Genomic DNA, 22,222 nt, shown 5'->3' with positions numbered 1-22,222 from the left:
TCTATTGTACGAATTTGTATCCCCCTTTATAGCCCACTATTGCCGTATTTAGCGAATCGAAATCACACAACGGCTGTCATTTTATTAGTTAACTGAATAATAATTAAAAATCAAAATGCTTATGAGAAAACTAGTTTACAAAAAAATCCTTTATTTTTTGTTACTTGCAACTCCTTTGTTGCAGTACAGCTGTAAAGAAGAAGAGCAGGATATTGCACTCGAAAGTTTCACGTTAAATACGTCGGATATATTGATAGGTATTGATGAAATACAGTCTGTTGTAGCTGTTGCGTCTCCGGACGATATGACGGATAAGCTGAAGTGGGAATCTGCCAATCCCGAAATAGCGCAGGTACAATCCAATGAACCGGGGTTGGTATCCGGCATTATCGGGCTGAAAGTGGGAACCACTATCATAACCGCCTCTACTGCGGACGGAAAAGTGAAACAGTCGCTTCCGGTCAGGGTGATTGTAAAAGTGACGGGAATAAAGTTATCGCCTGAAGCTCCCATAGCTCCGGGGAAAATACGGTATGATGTCCTTTTCACACCGGCGGATGCTTCTATTCAGGACTTGATTTGGACTTCGAGTGACCCCGAAGTAGCCAGTGTCGATAATGGCGTGGTGACAGCGTTCTCGCGAGGTTCTTCCATCATAACAGCCACTACGGTAGAAGGTGGACGAAGCGCGTCCGTCGAGGTATTTGTAAGCGGTAATCCGCCGGTGTTCGGCAAAGAATATTGTACGATAACAGGTTATGGCGACTATTGCCCGGATGAAGTACGCACCGAGGGAGCTGCGCAAAATCTGTCGCATGTGAATATCGCCATACCGACTAATAATTATAAGTACTATCCCGAAGACCGCCTTATCGTGAAAAGAGGCAGTGACTTTACACTTCATCTGGTACAATCGAACAACTGGTCATGCAGTGCTGTGTGGATAGACTGGAACGGTGACAGGAATTTCACAAATGACGGAGAACGTATTGCAGTGTTCGGCGAGTTTGAAGGAACGAACAATGGGCCGTATAGCATATCCGTGCATGTTCCGGCAGATGCGTCGCTTGGTGTTGTGCGTATGCGGGCGGCTACTGTGGACTCATGGGGTGTCGACCTTTCTGTTTTCGAACCGTGCGGCAGCGTGAGATTTGGTACCGTCAAGGACTTTGACGTGGAGATTACGGACTAAACTAATAATCGGATAATATGAAAAATATGAAGAAAATAGTGTTATTAATCATGCTTGGGCTGATTGTTTCTTTTTCAGCCTTTGCACAGCAGACATTGAAAGGTACGATACGGTCGAAAGCCGATAAGCAGCCGCTTCCGGGGGTATCTGTTGCAATAAAAGGGACGCTGACAGGTGGAATCACCGATTTGGACGGTAACTTCTCTATCAATGTGAAGTCCGGAGATATACTTGTAGCCAGCTTTATAGGCTATAAAACGCAGGAAATACCGGTGGGCAACCGGACGAAAATGGATATTCTGCTGGAAGAAGATGTCGCTTTACTGGATGAGGTGGTCGTAGTGGGCTATGGTATCCAGAAAAAGAGTGATATTACCGGTTCGGTAAGTTCCGTTAAGTCAGAAAACATACGGAACGCGGCCTTTACACGTACCGATGAGGCGCTTCAGGGGCAGATAGCCGGGGTGCAGGTAGTCAATAATGATGCCTCTCCCAATTCCAGTATCTCCATTCGGATTCGTGGGGTAAATTCAATCAATGCCGCAAGTGACCCGCTGGTTATCATCGACGGAATGCAGGGCGGCTCGATGTCGAATGTACACCCGAATGATATCGAATCGATTGAAATTCTGAAAGATGCCTCGGCCACTGCCATTTATGGCTCGCGGGGAGCCGGCGGGGTTATCCTGATTACGACTAAAAAGGGAGGCAGCCAAAAGCCGGTTATCACTTACAATGTATTTGGTGCCCTTCAGCAAGTACGCAAAAAGCTGGATATAATGAATGCTTCGGAATATGCGCAATATATTAATACGAACAGGGAAGCGAGAAAACTGCCTGCCGTATTTGACGACGTATCTGTTTTTCAAAATAATAGTACCGACTGGCAGGACGAGATATTCAGAACCGGGACAACCCAGAATCATCATCTTAGCATCAGCGGGAGGTCAGGGATTATCTCTTATAATATTGCCGGAGATTACTTGGGAACCAAAGGAATTGTCATCAACTCGAAATTCCAGAAAATGTCGCTGCGCTCGAACCTCTCTATCGACTTGAACAAAAGAATCAAGCTGAACTTGAACACCTTCTTTTCTTCGTCTAAAGATAATCCGACGGTTCAGAATGCGCGGGACGCTTACGGAAGCCCTATCTATGCCGCTTTGAATTTTGCGCCTACAAGGCCTGTGTATGAGAGTGACGGTACTTATTCGCAGCCGGGAGGTGGTTACGGCTCGAATACGGAATATAATCCGGTGGCGCTTGCCAATGAACAGACGAATGTATATCGCCAGAAAATGAATATCATTAATCCTGAAATCGTTGTCCAGTTATTCAAAGACCTCAACTTCCAGTCGTCCGTCTCCTGGCAGATGACAGACGGGGAGAGTGACTGGTATTACACCGAGAAAGTGATTAATGGGGACGAAGCGACACGGACAGCCAGCATAAGCAATGACAAGTGGATACAATTCCAGAATACGAATATGCTGACATACGACCATACCTTTGCAGGCAAACATCATCTGATTGCCACTGCGGTTCTGGAACAGCAATTGTCGAAATCGACTTCCAGCTATGCTTCTTCCAAAGGATTTTTCACGAACGAGAAATTATATAATAATCTGGGTCTCGGAAACGAAACCATTCAGCCCGGTTCTTACAGGGCCGATCAGACGCTCTTATCCTATATGGGACGAATCAGTTATACCTATTCAGACCGTTACTCGGCTACGTTGACCATGCGTGCAGACGGTTCGTCGGTATTTGCGAAGAACAATAAATGGGGATATTTCCCTTCCGCCGGACTGGCGTGGAATATTTCAAACGAAAAGTTCTTGAAAAATGTCTCCGTCATAGATAACCTAAAATTGAGATTGAGTTACGGAGTGGTCGGCAATCAGGCAATTTCTCCCTATCAGTCATTGGACTTGCTGGTGACAGGCTCTAAAGCGGCTTATGCATTTGACGGTGAGAAACTTCATCAGGGCGTTTCATTGTCTACTTTGGCGGGAAATCCGAATTTGAAATGGGAGACTACTAAACAGTGGAATGCAGGTATCGACCTTTCTTTATTTAAGGGCAGGTTCAACCTCACTGCCGATGCCTACCGGAAAATAACTTCGGATTTATTGTTTGAAAAGCAACTGAAAATGGCTTCTGGACAAGCCACTCAATTGGTGAACGCCGGAAAAATCCGCAACCAGGGAATTGAGTTGGTTGTGGGCGGAACACCTGTGCGGACGAAGAACTTCGAGTGGACTACCAACTTGACTTACGCCGCCAACCGTAGTGAAGTGCTGGCACTCAATGAGGGAGTGGACGAAATGATTCTTGGAGGAGCCGGTATGCCCGGATTCTCGGATGCAGTCCGCCTGGAAGTGGGGCAGCCTATCGGCTTGGTAAAAGGTTTCAGGTATGACGGAGTATGGAAAAGCAGTGAGAAGATTTTGGCGGGCGCGTATGGGGTCACTCCCGGCTCTCCGAAATATTTCGACAAGGACAATAACGGAGTGATAGACAGTGAAGACATGGTGACAATCGCCAAAACACTGCCGGACTTCACGTATAGCTGGAGTAATAGTTTCCGTTATAAAGACCTGTTTCTGAATGTACTCATTGTCGGAGTACAGGGAAATGATATCGTGAACCTTGGAAAGTTTATGTTGGAGGGAGGCGCGGACGGAGTCGGCAGGAATCTTCTGAACCGCTGGACGCCAGAAAATGAAAATACGACCGTTGCGGGACATGATGTACTTGGAAATCAACGAAACTCCAGCCAGTGGGTCGAGAACGGTTCCTATCTCCGGGTGAAAAACATCACTCTCGGCTATAATCTGCCTTCCAAATTTCTGAAGAAATTCAAGATTAATGCAGTAAAGGTATATGTGACCGGGACGAACCTGCTGACTTTCACCAACTACTCGGGATTTGACCCCGAGGCCAATAATGCTTCCAGCATTGCTTCCGGCAATAATTCGGGACCGTTTACCGGATTTGATATGGCTTCCTATCCTTCCCAGAAACAGTATGCAATCGGTCTGGATATTACTTTCTGATAGTGTTGGCAAAAAGAATTAAAGAATGATAATCAAAAAGATATACATTATGAAACTTATAAAAAACATTGCACGACTTTCCCTGTTGTGCCTGGCAATGCCTTTGATTGTTTCGTGCGTGGATTTGGACGAGAATCCGCCGTCAGACTTATCACCACAAAACTTTTATACTTCGGAAAGCGAGTATAACGCCGCCTTGACGGGTATTATCAAAGCCCTTTACTCCGACTGGTCGGGATTTGATTATGGATATGACCTCATCCTGGCGTCCGGGGCAGAGGATATTCGTTCCGACGCAGACCTGTTTAAAAATTTCGACCGGTTGGTTCCCAATGACCGTGAACTTGTCATTCATGATTTCTGGATGAAATGCTATCAGGCTATCTCCAATGCCAATACGTTGATTAGCAAACTTCAGAATGCCAAAGACGTTTCGGCGGAAAAACTGGATGCGCTTGAAGGACAGGCAAGGTTCCTGCGTGCTTTCACCTATTTTTATCTGGTGCGTTTTTTCGGTCCTGTGCAGGTGACGACTTATGAGAATCAAAATAATATTGAAACCGTAAAACAGTCGAGCGTAGCCGAAGTGTACGACGCAATTCTTGAAGACCTCTCAATAGCTGAAGTCAAACTGCCTCTCTCATTTGCGGAGAAAGGCAGGCCGACAAGAGGGGCGGCGAAGACTTTGATGGCTAAAGTGTATTTGACTATGACGGGATGGCCGTTGAATGATAAGTCTTATTACGTGTTGGCTAGAGACAAGGCTGCGGAAGTAATGGATGAAAAGTATGGATATGATCTCGAAGACGATTTCGCCGATTTGTGGAAACAAGCTAATAAGTTGAAGTCAAAAGAGTTTATTTTCACTTTCTACGGTTCGGTTGCAGAAGACGGAGTGGCCGGAAGCCACATGGATTTGGCTACAAGATACTTTGGAAATGGCGAAGGGGGATGGGGAGACTATTTCAGTGAAACCCGGTTCTTCGATGCTTTTCCCGAAGGTTCCCGGAAAGATGCCACTTTCACTTCCGTATTTGCTGACGGTACGACTTTTACAGAAGCGGGCGTTGAACCTTTTATCGCCAAATATCGTGACGGTGGTCGCCGGGTGAATACTTCCAGTGAAGGTTTCCGACCTATTCTGCGTTTTGCCGATGTTCTGTTGATTTATGCGGAAGCGGCTAACTATGTGAATAATGGCCCGGATCAGGCAGCATTGGACGCATTCGACCGGGTGTATAAGAGGGGACGGGGTGAAAGTTCCCCATATACACTCCGGACATCCCAAAATGAATTTGACAGGGCTGTTCTGGAGGAAAGGGCATGGGAGTTTGCTTGCGAAGGGGACAGGTGGCATGACCTTGTCAGAAGAGAGATGGTAGTCACGGCCAATGTGGAACGTTTGCCGAATGTGAAAGAAACTGCCAGGTTGCTGCCCAAACCGGGTACGGAAATAATCCCGGGTATTCTCGACCAGAATGAGTATTAATAAAAGTTATTGAATAGATGAAAAATAGTATTAGTTTGAGTATATATGCGCTTTGTATGTCCGCTGCCTTATGCGGCTGCGGACAGGCGCAGTCAGAAGGAACGGTCCGTAATCAGGTAATGGACCCTGTCACCGAAATCCCCGAATGGTTGAAAGTGACGGTGGAGTCGGCATTGCCTTCAGATTCATTGAATGTATGGATACCTACCGGGGAACTTGCCACATCGTCATTGATACGGGTTCCCAGATTTCCTGCGCCCAAGCATGAGAATGACAAGCAGCCGTCACCGTTCGATATCCTGCCTGTTGACTTTTCAGCCATTCATTCAATCACGGGAGTGCGTAACGAGCAGCAGTCTTTTCAACTCTCGGTTGCAGCGGTTCACGAACTAACAGGGCTTTCTGTCAGGGTGGAAGATTTAATCTCGGAAAAGGGGGATACGCTGGATGCCGACTGTGTGAAAGTCAGGTATGTCCGTTATGTACCCGTGGAGCGTGCTCGTAGCGAATATACATGGACTGCCCGTCAGGAAGATGTCTATGGTCAGGAAGTGAGTGGGACAGGAGTGCCCGATGTCGTAGCCGACCCTTTGATGGAATTGCCGGCGGTAGATGTGCCTGCTTACAGGGCGCAGCCTGTCTGGTTCACGGTAGAGATACCGGAATCTGCCGTTCCCGATATTTATCGCGGGAAGCTTGTGATTCATACGGACCAGTATCAGGAAGTTGCCCTTAATCTGGCTGTGAATGTGCTGGCTCCTACATTGCCGACACCCGAAAATTATAGTTTCTTTCTGGATTTGTGGTTCAATCCCAATGCGGTAGCTGTGGAGAAAGGGGTGGAAGCATGGTCCGAAGAACACTGGAAGCTGATAGACCCGTATTTGGCGGATTTAGCGTCAAGAGGGGCGAAAACCATTACGACCACTATCGTGCCTTACCCTTGGAAAGTAGACTGGCTGGCGGGCAGCCAGCGTTCGCAGACTTATATGGGCTATCCCGCCATGATTACTTGGTTATTGGACGGTTCGGGAAAATGGAGTTTTGATTACACGGTCTTCGACCGCTTTGTAGAGGCTTGTTTCAAGCATGGAATTGACCGGCGTATTGACGCGTTTTCGTTGTCTCCTTTCAATCATAAGACGGACCGTCGCGAGATTGTTTACCGCCATAAGGAGACTAACGCTTCGGATACATTGTATTACGACCAGTTTGCTCCTGAATACAAAGAAGTATGGAAAGCTTTCTTGCGTGACTTTGAAACTCACTTGGCTTCAAAGGACTGGCTGAGTAAAACTTATCTGAGCTTTGATGAAAGTCCGCATGAGGTAATTGAGTCGATTTTGGATATAGTGGGTGATAGTGCGCCTGTATTCTTGCAGCAATTTTCAATAGCAGGCAGGAAAGAGGCTTCTTCATTAGCAAAGTCGTTCTCGCTGTTTTACTCCTTCTTACCCGAAGAACTGGCTGCAGGCGATGAAATCTCTACCTGGTTGCAGGAAAGGAAAAAAGACCCGGGCAAGATAACGAACTTTTATTTGTGCGGCGACCCTGCGCATCCGAATACGTTGACCTATTCCCCCGCTATCGAGGCAAGGATGATACCTTGGCTGGCAGCATATTACGGACTTGACGGATATTTGCGGTGGGCATATAACAGTTGGTCTGATAAGGACCCGTACAACAAACCTGTTTTCAATTTTATTCAAGGGGATGATTATTATATTTATCCGGGAGAAAACGGACCTGTCAGTTCCATTCGTTGGGAATTGCTGAAAGAAGGTATCGAAGACTTTGAATTGCTCAAGATAGTGGACTCGAAACAGAAAAAAGAAGCGATTGACATGGCTGTGAGAAACCGGGACGGACGGCAAAAATCTGTTACGGATTTTGAGAATGCCAGGAAACTGCTTATTCAACAATAAAATAACTGAAATGAAACAATATATGATTTTAACTGCAATGTTCTGTTTGCTGCTCGCATTTCCGGGCTGCGGCGATGACGAAAAAGATGCTCCGGACGTAGGTGGGGGACAGCCGCCTGTGGAAACGCCCCAAAACATGAAAGGCTCTTTTGAAAGTAAATATAGGCGATATGCGCAGAGGGATAAGCATGAGGGCCAGCGTTCTTCCGACAAGATTGTGACTCAATGGCGGGATACGGTCTGGAGAAACGAGCGTGTACATACCCAGCTTATTCTCTGGGCGGAAAAGAATGTGAAAGAGATAAGTTATCAGGTGAATGACTTGAAGTGCGGCGCACAGACGTTATCTTCTTCAAATATTCGTTTACGATTCCCTACCTATGTATTAGGAGATACGAAAGCCTTGGATTGCGGTATGCAGACTTCACGCCAGTCGGCATATATTGCCGACGCATTGTCGGAACAGCAGGTGACTCAAATCTCTTCCACTGACCCGACAAAGGTGTGGGTGACGATTGATGTCCCTAAGAATACCTCGCCCGGCTTATATGAAGGGAGCATCGACGTGAAGCAGGAAGAAACAGGGGAAAAACTGTCTTTCAATATTCAGCTTCTTGTGACGGACCACACTTTGCCCGATGTCAAAGACTGGACGTATCACCTGGATATATGGCAATTCCCTTTTCAGTTGGTTACTTTGTGCGAGAAGAGTGGCAGCAAGGTAGAACCTTTTTCTCCGGCTTACGAATCTCTGATGTCTTCGTTCTATAAGATGCTGGCGGATGCCGGTCAGAAAGCTGTCACGACCTATATCAAAGACGGAGCGTTTCTGGGAGGGCAAACGATGGTCAACTGGAGCTTGAATGAGGATAACACGTGGAGTTTTGACTATGCCAATTTTGACAAATTCGTGGAATTTATGTTCTCTTTGGGGATTAATAAACAGATAGACTGCTTCTCTTTAGTAGGTTGGAACAATTCAATTGGGTATTTTGATATAGCGGCTTCGAGTTACAAGACCAAAGAACTGCCGATAGGAACGGACGAATATAATGAAGTCTGGACAGCATTTCTTACCTCATTTCGTGCACATCTGACTGCTAAAGGCTGGTTTGATAAAGCAGTTCTATTCCTTGACGAAGCGCGTGACGAAGAAACCCGGAAAGTGGTGAATCTCATCAGACAAAATGGGAAGGATTGGAAAATAGGGCTGGCAGGAAGCCGTATTGCTGCTGATATTGAGAATGAACTCTATGATTATTGTACGCTTCTGGGGTATGAGAGAGCCTCAACCAATCCGGTTTCAACTTTCTACACCAGTTGTTCGCAAATGTTCCCTAACAATTATGTATCCAAGGAAACATCTCCGGCAGAGATGGTATGGATGTCATGGTATGCTGCGTCAAAAGGGTTAAATGGTTATCTCCGGTGGGCTTTTGATTATTGGTTGAGTTCTGACCCCCTGAATATACAGGATGGAACCAATACTGCCGGAGATTTCCATATGATATACCGTACGGATAACACGGCTTCAAGCAAGGCGATAGCCAGCATACGTTTTGAGATGCTTCGCGAAGGTATCCAGGATTATGAGAAAATTAAAATAGTATCTGCTCCGGCTTTGGATGCCGCGCTAAAGAGCGTAGATATAGCTAGTGGTCGAACAGCAGAAAAGACAATACTTAACACACAACATATCCTTAAACAAATCTCAGCAAATTGATGAAAAAATGTGATTGATGTTTTGCAGCTGCTAATTATTAGCGGCTGCAAAATTATTATATGATGGTTTTGTTTGAATAATATTCCACCTCCTAATATATTCTGCGAAGAGTATTTGGCTTCTATCTTTTTAAATATACCACCGTCTTTCCTCCTCCGTATTTTCGTATAATTCCCTCTTTTAAATAGCTATTTAAAAGCCCGGTTGCTTTGTACCGACTTATGCCGGCTAGTCTCGTGAAATCGACACAAGTGATGCAACCTTGTTCATCCAGATGTTGCATAAGGATGCTACGGCATTTGTCTTCATCGGGATTGCCATTGCTTCGGTAAGGTGATTCCATGCGTTCCAGCGGCAATGGTTCCAAACTCTCACGGAATTTCTTGTTGATGCGAAGGTTTACTTTATTCAGGTGGATGGATGGAGAGCGGATTTCTTTCTTCTCCATTACCGGATGGTCGCATTTCAGCGATAAGGAGAAATAACCTAATTCTCCGACTTCCACAATCCAGCCTTGTTTCAACCAATGTTGTAACTCATCGGTGACTGCTTGCAAGCATCCTTCAATGGTGGCCTGACTGAAGCCGTTACTTTTAGATACTAATTCTATAAACTTCTTAGCATCAAGAGTTCCTGATGGAATCACTCGTGCGTGAAGTGGTTGCTGCTCATCCTTTTTTTGTGGGTTGCCACTGGCATAAAGATCGTAATAAACACTCATGTCTTATTTTGTTTTTAGTTATTCAGTAAATATTGTCTCCGGCTACATGATTTTATTCGTTTGACTATAGTCATTTAAAACGTTGACTATAGTGCTTCTTTTATTTGACTATAGTCTATCGAAAGAAACACTATAGTCAAATGAATTAATTCGTGTACTCAAAGGTATTAATTATTTCAGGTAAAGACACTAATTTATGCATTAAATGAGAAAATACGATATCCCCCCCCCTTTATATTTTCTTTTAAAAACGATACCTTTGAAGTGTTTTCTTTCTTTTTTATCAAGTACGGATTGATTTCCGGCAAGTTCTCCTATATTTCCCGAATTAATATTCATTAACTTATTTGCCGTAATACTTTTTAATATCTCTTGTGTATTAGCTAATAGATATTGAACTATTAACTTTAAAGACTAATATTATGGAAAAAGATTCTCCTTTTTCATCCACCGGCAGAAGGTGTATTGTAGCCCTAATGTGCATATTTGTCACTGCTTTTGTTTATGCACAACAGCAAAAAATATCGGTTAGTATCAAAGAGCTTCCTCTTAAAGAGGCTATCAGTCAGATAGCAGAGAAGGCTTCAATGCATGTAGCCTATAGCAAAGAATTTGTGGATACGAGTAGGAAAGTGTCATTGGAGGTAAAAGACACAGAGGTAAACAAAGCACTAACTCTTTTGCTAAAAGGGACTAACATTGGGTTCCGTTTCCTGGATGACAGTATTTTATTTTATAATAAAGAATATCAAAATAAAAATGAACCTGTTGATTCGCAAGGAAGTAAAAGGGAACTATACGTGAAAGGTAAAGTTACTGATGAGAATGCGGAACCGATCATCGGAGCCACCGTATCGGTAAAAGGATCGACTACAGGTACAATCACTGATGTCAATGGTCAGTATTCCATCAAGGTACCCTATGGAAGTACACTTAGGTACTCATACGTCGGCTATCGTGAAGAAAGCGTCATAGCGAAAGAAACGACAGTAAACGTAGTGATGAAAGAGGATGCTGTCAGTCTGGAAGATGTAGTAGTTGTAGGCTACGGCGTGCAAAAGAAAGTGAATGTAACAGGTGCTGTATCTATGGTTAAAGCGGAGGCTATTGAGAACAGACCTATTACTAACGTAACTACGGGGCTGCAAGGATTGTTGCCTGGAGTTAGTATCGTTTCCTCTTCGGGGCAGCCGGGTGCTGTGCCAAGTATCAACATTCGTGGTACGGGAACCATCAACAGTAGTACAGCGCCTTTAATCTTGATTGATGGGGTAGCCGGGGGAGACATCAATTTATTGAATCCTTCGGATATCGAAAGCGTATCAGTACTGAAAGACGCTGCTTCATCAGCCATTTATGGAGCACGTGCCGCTAACGGTGTTATTCTTGTAACGACTAAAAAGGGAGAAAAGAAAGAACGGGTAGTATTCCAATATAACGGATATGCCGGGTTCCAGACTCCCACAGCATTGCCCGAACTTGTTAACGGAAGGGAATACATGGAACTCTCCAATGAAGCCATGAGTGCGGCCGGATTTTCCAAGCCCTATACCCAAGAGGCTTTCGATAAATATGATTCGGGACTGTATCCCAACGAATATTCCAATACTGACTGGATTGACGAAATATACAAAAGCCGGGCTTTTCAAACGGGGCATAATGTGAGCGCACGGGGTGGAAGCGAGAAAACCGGATTTTTTATGTCGTATGGTTTCCTGGATCAGGATGGACTGATTGTAGGTGACGGATATAGTTCCAAGAGACATAATGCGCGTATCAGTGTAAACACGGAGGTGTATGATCGTCTGAAACTGACCGGACAGATGAGCTATGTTGATTTCTATAAAAAGGACTTAGGTTATAGTGGCACATCAGGAGTATTCCGCCTGTCACAGCGTATGTCTCCGTTACTTCCCGTCATGTGGCAAATTCCTGACGAGAATGGCCGGATGGTAGATAGTGAGAACTGGTCGTACGGTTCGGTACGTAACCCCTTGCAGGTAGCTTATGAGTCGGGAATGGAAGAACGGAAAACTCGTGTGCTCAATGGTATTTTCAATGCAGATCTCAAAATTATAGACGGGCTGAACGTAGGTATGCAGTACTCTGCTAATATATATACCCGCCAGGTGGATGAATTTAACCCGAAGATGTTGTCTTATTACTCGGACGGTAGCCCGTTGAAAGCAAATGAAGATGCCAAGGACTATATCTCACAAAGCCATCTTGACGTTATGACCCAAACGTTGCAATTCACCCTGAATTTTAATAAAACCATAGGGCGCCACGAGTTGGGAGCGTTGTTGGGATTCTCGCAAGAATGGGAAAACAGAAGCACACTGGGTGCTACACGTGATAATGTGATGGTTGAGGATATTCACGTTATTAGTGCCGGAATGATTAATTTTATGAATAGCGGAACAAAAGACGAGTGGGCTTTGCGTTCTTACTTTGGTCGTGTCAACTATGCTTTTGACGGTAAATACCTGTTTGAAGCTAACCTGCGTGCTGATGGAACTTCAAGATTTGCCAAGGGCAATCGTTGGGGATATTTTCCATCTTTCTCGGCAGGATGGAACTTTTCACGTGAAAAATTCATGGAGTTCGCTACTTCGGTATTGAGTTCGGGTAAGCTGCGTGCTTCCTGGGGTGAGTTGGGAAATCAAAATATTCCTGGTAATTACTATCCCTACTTGTCACCTATCATAACCGAGGAGTCCTATCCTATCGGAGCTTCTAATACACCTGTTATGGGACTTTGGCAAAACAAAATCGGTAATCCTGATATCAAGTGGGAAACCATCCGCATGCTTAATTTCGGAGTAGATCTTAGTTTTTTGAACAATAGACTGAATGTGGACTTTGATTGGTATAAGAAAGAAAATATTGACGCATTGGTTCGTCCCGATGTTCCGGCTATTGTCGGAGTTTCCAGTAGTAACGTAGGTTATGTCAATCTTGGTAAGATTGATGTCAAAGGATGGGAACTCAATCTGTCATGGCGTGATAAGATCGGAAGTGTAAATTACAATCTCGGGTTCAATCTGTCGGATGCCCGTAATAAGATTACCGATTTGGGTGGAACTCCGGAGTCTCTGACCAGTACGGCTTCCGGTTCGTATCGTCGGGTAGGTGATCCGATAGGTGCTTTCTATGGTTATCTGACTGATGGACTGGCGCAAGTGTATGACTTCGAATCGGTGAATACAACTACAGGTAAGTACCAGAAACCAAAATTCCCTCTTGTTGCATCACAAAACGGCATTGTACAGCCCGGAGATATTAAGTATCGGGACATTAGTGGTCCTGACGGCGCTCCCGATGGGGTAATTGATGACTACGACAAAGTGGTGTTTGGCGAGAAAGAGCCCCATTACACCTATGCAATCAAGGGTGGTTTGGAATGGAAAGGCATTGATTTCAGTTTCTATTTGCAAGGAGTAGGCAAAGTTGCCGGTTACCTTGAGGATGAGGCCCGGCATGCGTTTATCAATGACTACTCAATCCCTAAAAAAGAGCATCTTGACAGATGGACGCCTATGAATCCAAATGCTTCTTATCCCAGACTTTATCAGTCGCAGGAGCACAACAGGCTCTTCAGTGACTACTGGAAAGAGGATGCATCGTACTTGCGCCTGAAGAATATTCAGATAGGTTATCGTTTTCCTGCCCGGATGGTGGCACCTCTTGGCATTAATAGTCTTAGAGTATATGCTTCGGCAGATAACTTATTTACTAAAACCGATTACTTCGGGGCTTATGACCCTGAAGTGAGGACCACCAGCGGAGATGTCTATCCGCAAGTAAAAACCTATGTTTTTGGATTATCAATAACATTCTAACCTATTAAACGACTATAAAGATGAAATACTCAAAATACTTTTTAATCATTGCTTTATTTGGTATAATTACCTCATGTAGCGATTTTCTGGATAGAACGAACCCTAACGAGCCGGACAATGTAACATTCTGGGTGAATGAAGATCAGCTTAAAAATGCCTTGCCTCCCTGTTACGAAGCTTTACAAAAAGACTATCTTGTGAATTGGAGTGAATCGACGGCCGAAACTGTTATGTGGGGGAATATTACTAGTGGACTAAGTAAGGTTTCGGGAGGCAAACACTCTTATACTGACGGCTTCCCCTTCACTACCTATTGGACAGGAGCGTATAGTTATATTTATCGCTGCAATAATTTTTTAGACAACTATAATAAAGCGCAGGTAGCTCAAAATAAGAAGGACGTTTATGCCGCAGAAGTAAAAACCATCCGGGCGCTTATGTACTTTTACCTCACGACATTTTGGGGTGATGTACCTTGGGTAGGAGAAGTCATCCAGCCCGAAGATGCATATATCGAACGTACTCCCAGAGAGAAAGTCATTGACCAGCTCGTCGAGGATTTGAAATGGGCGGCAGAGCGCATGCCTGAAGAAAGGTATACGGGCGATAAACTGGGAAGACTCGACCGCTGGGGCGCTTTAGCCATATTGGCACGTATCGCCTTGCAAAACGAAAGATGGGAACTGGCTGCAAAAACGAGTGAATATATTATCGAAAACAGTCCCTATGGTCTGTATGAATACGAAAAACTATTTCATCACGAAGGGGATGTCGAGAATGATCCGAAAAATATCGAAGCCATCGTGTATAGTCTTTTTGTACCCGAAATCCGTACACAAAGTCTGCCCAATGAAACTTGCAGTCCGACAGACTATATACGTCTCAATCCAACGAAGTCATTAGTGGATGCCTATCTGTGTACAGACGGTAAACCGGCAAAAACCGGATTGGAATATTATAAAAAGACCGGTGTGCAGACCTCATCGTTATACAAGTCGCCTGAAGAGCATTATGTGGATTATTTCCAGAACAGAGATCCTAGAATGAAGATGACTTTATATGCTCCGGGTGACAAATGGCCGGGAGGAGATGACGGTGACCCTGATACGGATAAGGCCAACGAGATATTTAATCTGCCTCGTTTTGCTTCATTGCAAGATAATAACCGTGTGGGGGCAAATAGCCGTACAGGTTTTTATCTGAAAAAGTATAACGATATTGATTTGGCCGGCTCAAGTGTAGGCGGACATGGAAATCTCAATGTTATCCGCTTTGCCGAAATCTTGCTGATTTATGCCGAAGCCACTTTCGAACTACAAGGCAAGAAACTGACACAAACACAGATTGATTACTCCATCAACAGGCTTAGAGATCGTGTGAATATGCATCGTATGAACCTTGACGAACTTAGCGCATGGGGGATGGATCTCGAAACCGAATTGAGAAGAGAACGTCGCATTGAGTTGGCAGGTGAAGGAACAAGATACGCCGATGTGATGCGCTGGCGTGAAGGCGAACTTCGTTTTGGACGTGCCATCACCGGTCCCAGTCTGAAAGTTTGTATGAACGATTTGGGCGCCAACCCGTATCCTGATACCGGAGTAGATGAGTTTGGTGATGTTATCTACGAAAAGTCTACCGCGGAAGGCGGAGCACGCTACTTCGACGCAACGAAACATTATTTGTGGCCCGTGCCTAATCCCGAGCGTCAGAAGAATCCTCTGTTAGGACAAAATCCAGGTTGGGAAAAGTAATCATTAAAAAAATAGAAACCATGTATTCAATGAAGAAATATTTATTATTGTTTTTATGCCTGACTTTGGGCGTTGTCTATGCGCAAGATACTCTACGGGTGCGGGTAATGACCTATAATTTGAGATTTGGCGAACTGGCATCTTTAGAAGAACTTGCTCATCACATCAAATCCTTCAAACCTGATTTTGTGGCGCTTCAAGAAGTGGATAGCAAAACAGACCGTAAGCGTGCCCCGCATCAGAAAGGGAAGGATTTTATATCCGAACTTGCCTATCATACAGGGATGTTTGGGCTTTACGGAAAAACGATTGACTATTCTACCGGTTATTACGGTATTGGGATGTTAAGTAAATATCCATATATTTCTGTCCAAAAGATAATGCTGCCCCATCCGGTCAAAGAGCATGAGAGACGGGCCATGCTGGAGGGATTATTCGAAATGGGTAATGATACCATTGTTTTTACCTCTACGCATCTGGACGTCAACTCTAAAGAAACACGGGCGGAGCAAATAAAATTTATTACCGATCATTTCAAGAATTATAAATATCCTGTAATTTTGGGAGGCGATTTCAATGCGCGTCATTACTCGGAGGCAATACGTGGTATGGATAGTTGGTTTGCTGCGAGTAACGATGATTTTGGAATGCCGGCATGGAAACCTGTGATTAAGATAGATTACTTGTTTGCTTACCCGCAAAAAGGATGGCGTGTGATTAGTACGCAAACTGTTCAGTCGCTTTTGTCAGACCATTTACCGATTATTACGGAACTGGAATATGTGAAAGAAGCATCAAAGAAAAAATATTGATACTCACTTATAACATTTATGATTTTCTATGATACATACAATAATCAAGTATTTACTGATTTCAACAACGCTTTTTTTCTGCTCATGCCACAAGCCTAAGACGGATATTATCACCCCCGCCAAACAGGTAATAGAACGTCAGATTGGGGAAAGAGCACAGTCTATCCACTTTGAATATATCGAACCATCCGATGGTAAAGATATATTCGAAGTGATAGCAAGCGACGGTCGGCTTACCTTAAGGGGAAGTAGCTCGGTTGCTATCTGTTACGCTTTTCATACGTACATGAAAGAGGCCTGCAAGAGTATGAAAACATGGAGCGGTGAACACATAACGTCGGTGATGCCGTGGCCCGATTATGAATTGTATGAACAGGTGTCCCCTTATGAGTTGCGTTATTTCCTTAATGTTTGTACATTCGGCTACACTACCCCTTACTGGGACTGGGAGCGTTGGGAAAAGGAAATTGACAGGATGGCTCTTTATGGTGTAAATATGCCGTTGGCTACCGTGGCCAGCGAAGCCATTGCGGAACGGGTATGGCTGCGTATGGGATTGACCAAGGAAGAAATCCGTGAGTTTTTCACTGCCCCTGCACACCTTCCTTGGCATCGCATGGGCAATCTGAACAAGTGGGACGGTCCTTTATCTGATGCCTGGCAACATAACCAAATCGCTTTGCAGCATCAAATCCTGACCCGTATGCGCGAGTTGGGTATGCAGCCCATAGCGCCTGCGTTTGCAGGTTTCGTGCCGGAAGGATTTGTGCAGAAACATCCCGACACACAATTCCGGCACATGCGGTGGGGTGGTTTTGATGAAGAGTACAACGCCTATGTATTGCCACCGGATTCACCTTTCTTTGAAGAAATAGGCAAACTGTTTGTCGAAGAGTGGGAAAAAGAGTTTGGAGAAAATACGTATTATCTCTCGGATAGTTTTAATGAGATGGAACTGCCTATCGATAAGGAGGATAAAGAAGCGAAATATAAGTTATTGGCCGAGTATGGAGAAACGATTTATAAATCGATTACAGCCGGAAACCCGGATGCCGTTTGGGTTACACAGGGATGGACATTCGGATATCAACATTCATTCTGGGATAAAGAATCGCTTAAAGCCTTGTTAAGCAATGTACCTGATGATAAAATGATCATCATTGATTTGGGCAATGATTATCCGAAATGGGTATGGAACACCGAACAGACATGGAAAGTACATGATGGGTTTTACGGAAAGAAATGGATATTCAGCTATGTACCCAACTTTGGTGGGAAAAACACCATGACAGGAGATCTGGACATGTATGCAAGCTCCTCGGTCAAAGCGTTACGTGCCGCAAATAAAGGTAACCTGATTGGGTTCGGTTCTGCCCCTGAAGGACTCGAGAACAATGAGGTTGTTTACGAACTGTTAGCCGATATGGGATGGTCATCAGACAGCATCGACCTGGACGACTGGATGAGGATATACTGCGAGGCCCGTTATGGAGGTTATCCCGATGCCATGGAGGAAGCCTGGAGACTTTTTCGGAAAACAGCATATAGTTCTTTATATTCATACCCCCGTTTTACCTGGCAAACCGTAATACCCGATCAACGGCGGATCAGTAAAATCGACCTTAGTGATGATTACTTGCAAGCTATACGTTTGTATGCTAGTTGCGCTGACGAACTGAAAAGCTCTGAATTATACAGAAACGACCTCATAGAGTTTGTTTCGTATTATGTAGCGGCTAAAGCTGAAAATTTTTATAAGCAGGCCCTGAAAGATGATTCGGAGAATCGTGTTCTCGCAGCGCAACGTAATCTGCAACAAACTGTTGATTTGTTGATGGACGTTGACAGGCTGCTGGCCTCTCATCCTTTATATCGATTAGAAGGATGGGTGGAACTTGCGCGCAATAGTGGAACAACTCTTCAGGAAAAAGATGCTTATGAAGCAAATGCCAAACGCCTGATTACAAGTTGGGGTGGTATTCAGGAGGATTATGCTGCCCGTTTCTGGAGCGGGCTGATTAAAGACTACTATATCCCTCGTATACAGCTCTATTTCACAAAAGACCGGAATAAAATCCGGGAATGGGAGGAGCAATGGATTACATCTCCCTGGAGCAACAGTACGACTCCGTTTGATGATCCGGTCAAGGCTGCGTTGAATTTAATAGAGAAAACAAATAAGTGATAGCTTTTATGAAAAAGATTGTATTGGCATTCGACTCGTTTAAAGGTTCGGTCGGTTCTTTCGAGATAGCGAAAGCTGCCGAAAAAGCGATTCAGGAGGAATTACCCGACTGTCAGATTATACGTTTCCCCATAGCCGATGGCGGCGAAGGGACTACAGAAGCTTTATGCTCTGCCCTTCATGCCCAAACGGTGTCATGTCGGGTGCATGATCCATTCATGAAGCCAATTGAAGTATCGTATGGTATCGTAAGCAAAGGTGCGATGGCTATTATCGAAATGGCTTCAGCCTGCGGTTTGCCATTGATTGACTCAAATCGAAGAAACCCCATGAAGACTACGACTTATGGAGTTGGAGAGATGGTTGCTGACGCATTAAAACGCGGGTGCCGGGAATTCATTATCGGGATCGGCGGAAGTGCTACGAATGATGCGGGAATTGGTATGCTGAAGGCTTTAGGTGCACGTTTTTTAGATAGTGGAAACGGTGAGTTGGAGCCTGTCGGTGAAAGCCTGATAAAAGTCCATCAAATAGATATTTCCCAATTAAATCCGGCATTGAAGGAGAGTCACTTTACGATCGCCTGTGATGTTAGCAATCCATTTTTTGGAAAAGAGGGTGCGGCCTATGTATATGCTCCTCAAAAAGGGGCAACTATGTTGCAAGTGATAGAGTTGGACAATGGGTTGCGGCATTATGCACAGCTGATAAAGGAATATACAAATATGGATATATCACAGTTTCCCGGTGCTGGAGCGGCCGGAGGAATGGGAGGCGGCCTGCTTCCGTTTCTGAATACAAAATTGCGCTCCGGAATAGAAGTTATATTGAAAACGCTTCGTTTCGAAGAGGTCGTCCGACAGGCAGACCTGATACTGACCGGAGAGGGGAAACTGGATCGCCAGACTGGTATGGGAAAGGCGCTGGACGGAATTTTACGTGTCGGTGAGAAATGTCAGGTTCCGGTGATAGCGTTGGGGGGAGCGGTCGAAGCCACCGAAGCGCTTAATAGGATGGGGTTTACTGCCGTACTGCCTATTCAACCTTTCCCGGTAACACTTGAAGAAGCGATGCAACCGGAGTTTACGAAAGAAAACATAGAGAGAACGGTGCGACAGGTGGTGAGAATCATAAAACAATTTACTAAATAATACTCAATGACAGCGATAGGCGCATTAATCGGGCTTTCATTATCCATACTGTTAATCATAAGAAAGCTTTCTCCGACATACAGTCTGATTATCGGAGCGATAGTTGGAGGGCTGTTGGGAGGACTATCTTTAAATGAGACCGTAACGGTGATGACCGAAGGGGTGAAAGAGGTCACCCCGGCGATATTGCGGATTCTGACAGCCGGAGTCTTATCAGGTATATTAATACAAACCGGGGCTACCACGGTCATCTCCAATGCGATTATAAACAAAATGGGTGAAAAACGGGTATTTATGGCATTGGCACTCGCAACGATGTTGCTTTGTACTGTAGGCGTATTTATAGATGTGGCTGTGATAACCGTTGCACCGGTGGCTCTTTCGATAGGCAAGCGTCTAAACCTGTCTCCATCCGTGTTACTTATTGCTATGATCGGGGGAGGCAAGTGTGGAAATATCATATCACCTAACCCGAACACCATTATAGCGGCCGGAAATTTTAATGCAGATCTATCGGCTGTAATGTTTGCCAATATTTTACCGGCAGTGATCGGTTTGTTTTTCACTGTTTTCGTTATTGTCCGTCTGATGCCTCAAACAGTAAAAAACAAAAAAACGGTGATGCAAACAGAGAATAAAGAGGAAGAGGGAAATCTGCCGTCGTTAAGAACCAGTCTGATTGCTCCTGTTGTTACGATTGTTTTATTGGCATTACGTCCTGCGGCAGGAATTAATATTGATCCTTTGATAGCTTTGCCGGTAGGTGGCTTATGTGGTGCTGTCTGTATGAAACAATGGAAAAATATTCTTCCGGGTATAGAGTATGGACTGCAAAAGATGTCTGTGGTAGCTATTCTGTTGATCGGAACCGGAACTATTGCCGGCATCATAAAGAACTCTTCTTTGAAAGACTGGATTCTTACAGGACTGGAGCATGCTCATATGAGTGATGTCTTGATTGCTCCTATATCAGGCGCATTGATGTCAGCGGCTACCGCATCGACAACAGCCGGAGCGACACTGGCTTCTTCTTCATTTGCTGAAACGATATTGGCTATAGGCATTTCTGCGGTTTGGGGGGCAGCTATGATTAATTCCGGAGCTACAGTTCTTGACCATTTGCCACATGGCTCGTTCTTTCATGCGACAGGAGGCGTATGCGAACTCAACTTTAAAGAACGTCTGAAGCTGATACCTTATGAATCGCTTATAGGGATAGTGTTAGCTGCCGGAACGACTATATTATATATAATAAGTAATTAAAAGAATCAAACATTATGAATCCGAACAAACGGTTGCTTTCGCTTGATGTACTTCGGGGTATTACTGTTGCCGGGATGATCTTGGTCAACAACACAGGAAAGTGTGGGTATAACTTTGCTGTTTTTGCACATGCCAAGTGGGATGGCTTTTCGCCGGCCGATCTGGTATTCCCGATGTTTATGTTCCTGATGGGTATTTCGACCTACATCTCCTTGTGTAAGTATAACTTCCAGTGTCGACCGGCCATTGCGAAAATCATAAAAAGAAGTCTCTTATTAATATTTATAGGTCTGGTTATGGAGTGGTTCATTACAGCAATCGATAGTGGTAACTATTTTGATCTGAGTCAGCTCCGGTTGATGGGAGTTATGCAACGGCTTGGGATTTGTTATGGCATTACAGCCTTATTGGCTGTAACAATACCACATAAGCGGTTTATGCCATTAGCCGTCATTTTGCTGGCTGTCTACTTTATTCTTCAGTTATTTGGAAACGGATTTGAGAAGAGTGCGGATAATATCGTCGGCATGATTGATTCGGCTATTTTAGGATCTAACCACATGTATCTTCAGGGCCGCCAGTTTGTCGATCCCGAGGGGATACTTAGTACGATTCCCGCTGTATCTCAAGTAATGATAGGTTTTGTTTGCGGAAAGATAATCATCGACATTAAAGACAATGACCGCCGGATGCTGAATCTATTTCTTATAGGTACCACTCTGTTGTTTGCCGGCTATTTGTTAAGTTATGCCTGTCCTTTGAATAAACGTTTGTGGTCTCCTTCGTTCGTTTTGCTTACTTGTGGGATTGCGTCATTGTCATTGGCATTGCTGCTCTATATCATTGATGTGAAGCAGAATAAAAAGTGGTTTTCGTTTTTCGAAGCATTTGGAGCGAATCCGCTTGTAATTTATGTGTTTAGTTGCATAGCCGGCGGATTGCTTGTTCATTGGCATATTCATACGGCTGTATTCAGTAATTTGCTTAACCCGTTATTCGGAAATTACTTCGGTTCATTTATGTACGGTGTATTTTTCCTGTTGTTCAATGGGCTGTTGGGGTATGTTTTGTTAAAAAGAAAAATCTATATAAAATTATAAATCAGA

13 protein-coding genes are annotated in these 22,222 nt (G+C 44.5%); 12 read left to right on the top strand and 1 reads right to left on the bottom strand.

What is annotated here, in order from left to right:
• Positions 1-121 precede the first annotated feature (121 nt).
• The 5 genes from GD631_RS03160 to GD631_RS03140 are packed head-to-tail and all read left to right on the top strand — an operon-like array spanning position 122 to position 9,388.
• Entirely contained in the window at positions 122-1,192 is a 1,071-nt protein-coding gene (locus tag GD631_RS03160) for an Ig-like domain-containing protein (protein WP_185911562.1), read from the top strand.
• Positions 1,193-1,218: 26 nt separating this feature from the next.
• On the top strand, positions 1,219-4,251 hold the full coding sequence (locus tag GD631_RS03155) for a SusC/RagA family TonB-linked outer membrane protein (RefSeq protein WP_185972661.1): 3,033 nt from the start codon (positions 1,219-1,221) through the stop codon (positions 4,249-4,251).
• A gap of 49 nt (positions 4,252-4,300) precedes the next feature.
• Positions 4,301-5,740 carry a RagB/SusD family nutrient uptake outer membrane protein gene (locus GD631_RS03150; protein WP_185911561.1) on the top strand — a complete coding sequence of 480 codons (1,440 nt, stop codon included), beginning with the start codon at positions 4,301-4,303 and terminating at the stop codon, positions 5,738-5,740.
• A 17-nt stretch (positions 5,741-5,757) separates the two neighbouring features.
• Complete coding sequence (locus GD631_RS03145; RefSeq protein WP_143259254.1) at positions 5,758-7,665, top strand: DUF4091 domain-containing protein; 1,908 nt, start codon at positions 5,758-5,760, stop codon at positions 7,663-7,665.
• 10 nt (positions 7,666-7,675) lie between these two features.
• A complete protein-coding gene (locus GD631_RS03140) occupies positions 7,676-9,388 on the top strand; it encodes a DUF4091 domain-containing protein (RefSeq protein WP_143259253.1) in 1,713 nt (570 codons plus the stop codon).
• A gap of 121 nt (positions 9,389-9,509) precedes the next feature.
• Here GD631_RS03140 and GD631_RS03135 read toward each other — a convergent pair whose 3' ends face one another.
• The gene (locus GD631_RS03135; RefSeq protein ID WP_143259252.1) at positions 9,510-10,109 is read right to left on the bottom strand and encodes an HU family DNA-binding protein; all 600 of its coding nucleotides are present in this window, start codon (positions 10,107-10,109) and stop codon (positions 9,510-9,512) included.
• A gap of 422 nt (positions 10,110-10,531) precedes the next feature.
• Between GD631_RS03135 and GD631_RS03130 the strand changes: the two genes are divergently transcribed.
• From GD631_RS03130 to GD631_RS03100, 7 genes are read left to right on the top strand one after another with little or no spacing between them, the layout of a single operon-like run.
• Positions 10,532-13,951 (top strand): TonB-dependent receptor, encoded by a 3,420-nt coding sequence (locus GD631_RS03130; RefSeq protein WP_143259251.1) that lies wholly within the window; start codon positions 10,532-10,534, stop codon positions 13,949-13,951.
• Between the two features lie 20 nt (positions 13,952-13,971).
• Positions 13,972-15,705, top strand: coding sequence for a RagB/SusD family nutrient uptake outer membrane protein (locus tag GD631_RS03125; protein WP_143259250.1), 1,734 nt, complete (start codon positions 13,972-13,974; stop codon positions 15,703-15,705).
• A 20-nt stretch (positions 15,706-15,725) separates the two neighbouring features.
• On the top strand, positions 15,726-16,517 hold the full coding sequence (locus tag GD631_RS03120) for an endonuclease/exonuclease/phosphatase family protein (protein ID WP_143259249.1): 792 nt from the start codon (positions 15,726-15,728) through the stop codon (positions 16,515-16,517).
• Positions 16,518-16,545: 28 nt separating this feature from the next.
• The gene (locus GD631_RS03115) at positions 16,546-18,702 is read left to right on the top strand and encodes an alpha-N-acetylglucosaminidase (protein WP_143259248.1); all 2,157 of its coding nucleotides are present in this window, start codon (positions 16,546-16,548) and stop codon (positions 18,700-18,702) included.
• Between the two features lie 8 nt (positions 18,703-18,710).
• On the top strand, positions 18,711-19,853 hold the full coding sequence (locus tag GD631_RS03110) for a glycerate kinase family protein (RefSeq protein WP_143259247.1): 1,143 nt from the start codon (positions 18,711-18,713) through the stop codon (positions 19,851-19,853).
• 6 nt (positions 19,854-19,859) lie between these two features.
• A complete protein-coding gene (locus tag GD631_RS03105; protein WP_143259246.1) occupies positions 19,860-21,116 on the top strand; it encodes a GntP family permease in 1,257 nt (418 codons plus the stop codon).
• 14 nt (positions 21,117-21,130) lie between these two features.
• Positions 21,131-22,216, top strand: coding sequence for an acyltransferase family protein (locus GD631_RS03100; protein WP_143259245.1), 1,086 nt, complete (start codon positions 21,131-21,133; stop codon positions 22,214-22,216).
• The last annotated feature ends 6 nt before the right edge of the window (positions 22,217-22,222 follow it).

This window comes from Bacteroides luhongzhouii (assembly GCF_009193295.2).
GTDB classification, from domain to species: Bacteria; Bacteroidota; Bacteroidia; order Bacteroidales; family Bacteroidaceae; genus Bacteroides; species Bacteroides luhongzhouii.
Note: the sequence above shows the minus strand (reverse complement) of the source record. Positions and strands in the feature narration are given on the sequence as shown.

Excerpts from the sequence above, each read along its gene's own strand:
- GD631_RS03160 (WP_185911562.1), top strand. The coding sequence starts at position 122 with ATGAGAAAACTAGTTTACAAAAAAATCCTTTATTTTTTGTTACTTGCA.
- GD631_RS03155 (WP_185972661.1), top strand. The coding sequence starts at position 1,219 with ATGAAGAAAATAGTGTTATTAATCATGCTTGGGCTGATTGTTTCTTTT.
- GD631_RS03150 (WP_185911561.1), top strand. The coding sequence starts at position 4,301 with ATGAAACTTATAAAAAACATTGCACGACTTTCCCTGTTGTGCCTGGCA.
- GD631_RS03145 (WP_143259254.1), top strand. The coding sequence starts at position 5,758 with ATGAAAAATAGTATTAGTTTGAGTATATATGCGCTTTGTATGTCCGCT.
- GD631_RS03140 (WP_143259253.1), top strand. The coding sequence starts at position 7,676 with ATGAAACAATATATGATTTTAACTGCAATGTTCTGTTTGCTGCTCGCA.
- GD631_RS03135 (WP_143259252.1), bottom strand. The coding sequence starts at position 10,109 with ATGAGTGTTTATTACGATCTTTATGCCAGTGGCAACCCACAAAAAAAG.
- GD631_RS03130 (WP_143259251.1), top strand. The coding sequence starts at position 10,532 with ATGGAAAAAGATTCTCCTTTTTCATCCACCGGCAGAAGGTGTATTGTA.
- GD631_RS03125 (WP_143259250.1), top strand. The coding sequence starts at position 13,972 with ATGAAATACTCAAAATACTTTTTAATCATTGCTTTATTTGGTATAATT.
- GD631_RS03120 (WP_143259249.1), top strand. The coding sequence starts at position 15,726 with ATGTATTCAATGAAGAAATATTTATTATTGTTTTTATGCCTGACTTTG.
- GD631_RS03115 (WP_143259248.1), top strand. The coding sequence starts at position 16,546 with ATGATACATACAATAATCAAGTATTTACTGATTTCAACAACGCTTTTT.
- GD631_RS03110 (WP_143259247.1), top strand. The coding sequence starts at position 18,711 with ATGAAAAAGATTGTATTGGCATTCGACTCGTTTAAAGGTTCGGTCGGT.
- GD631_RS03105 (WP_143259246.1), top strand. The coding sequence starts at position 19,860 with ATGACAGCGATAGGCGCATTAATCGGGCTTTCATTATCCATACTGTTA.
- GD631_RS03100 (WP_143259245.1), top strand. The coding sequence starts at position 21,131 with ATGAATCCGAACAAACGGTTGCTTTCGCTTGATGTACTTCGGGGTATT.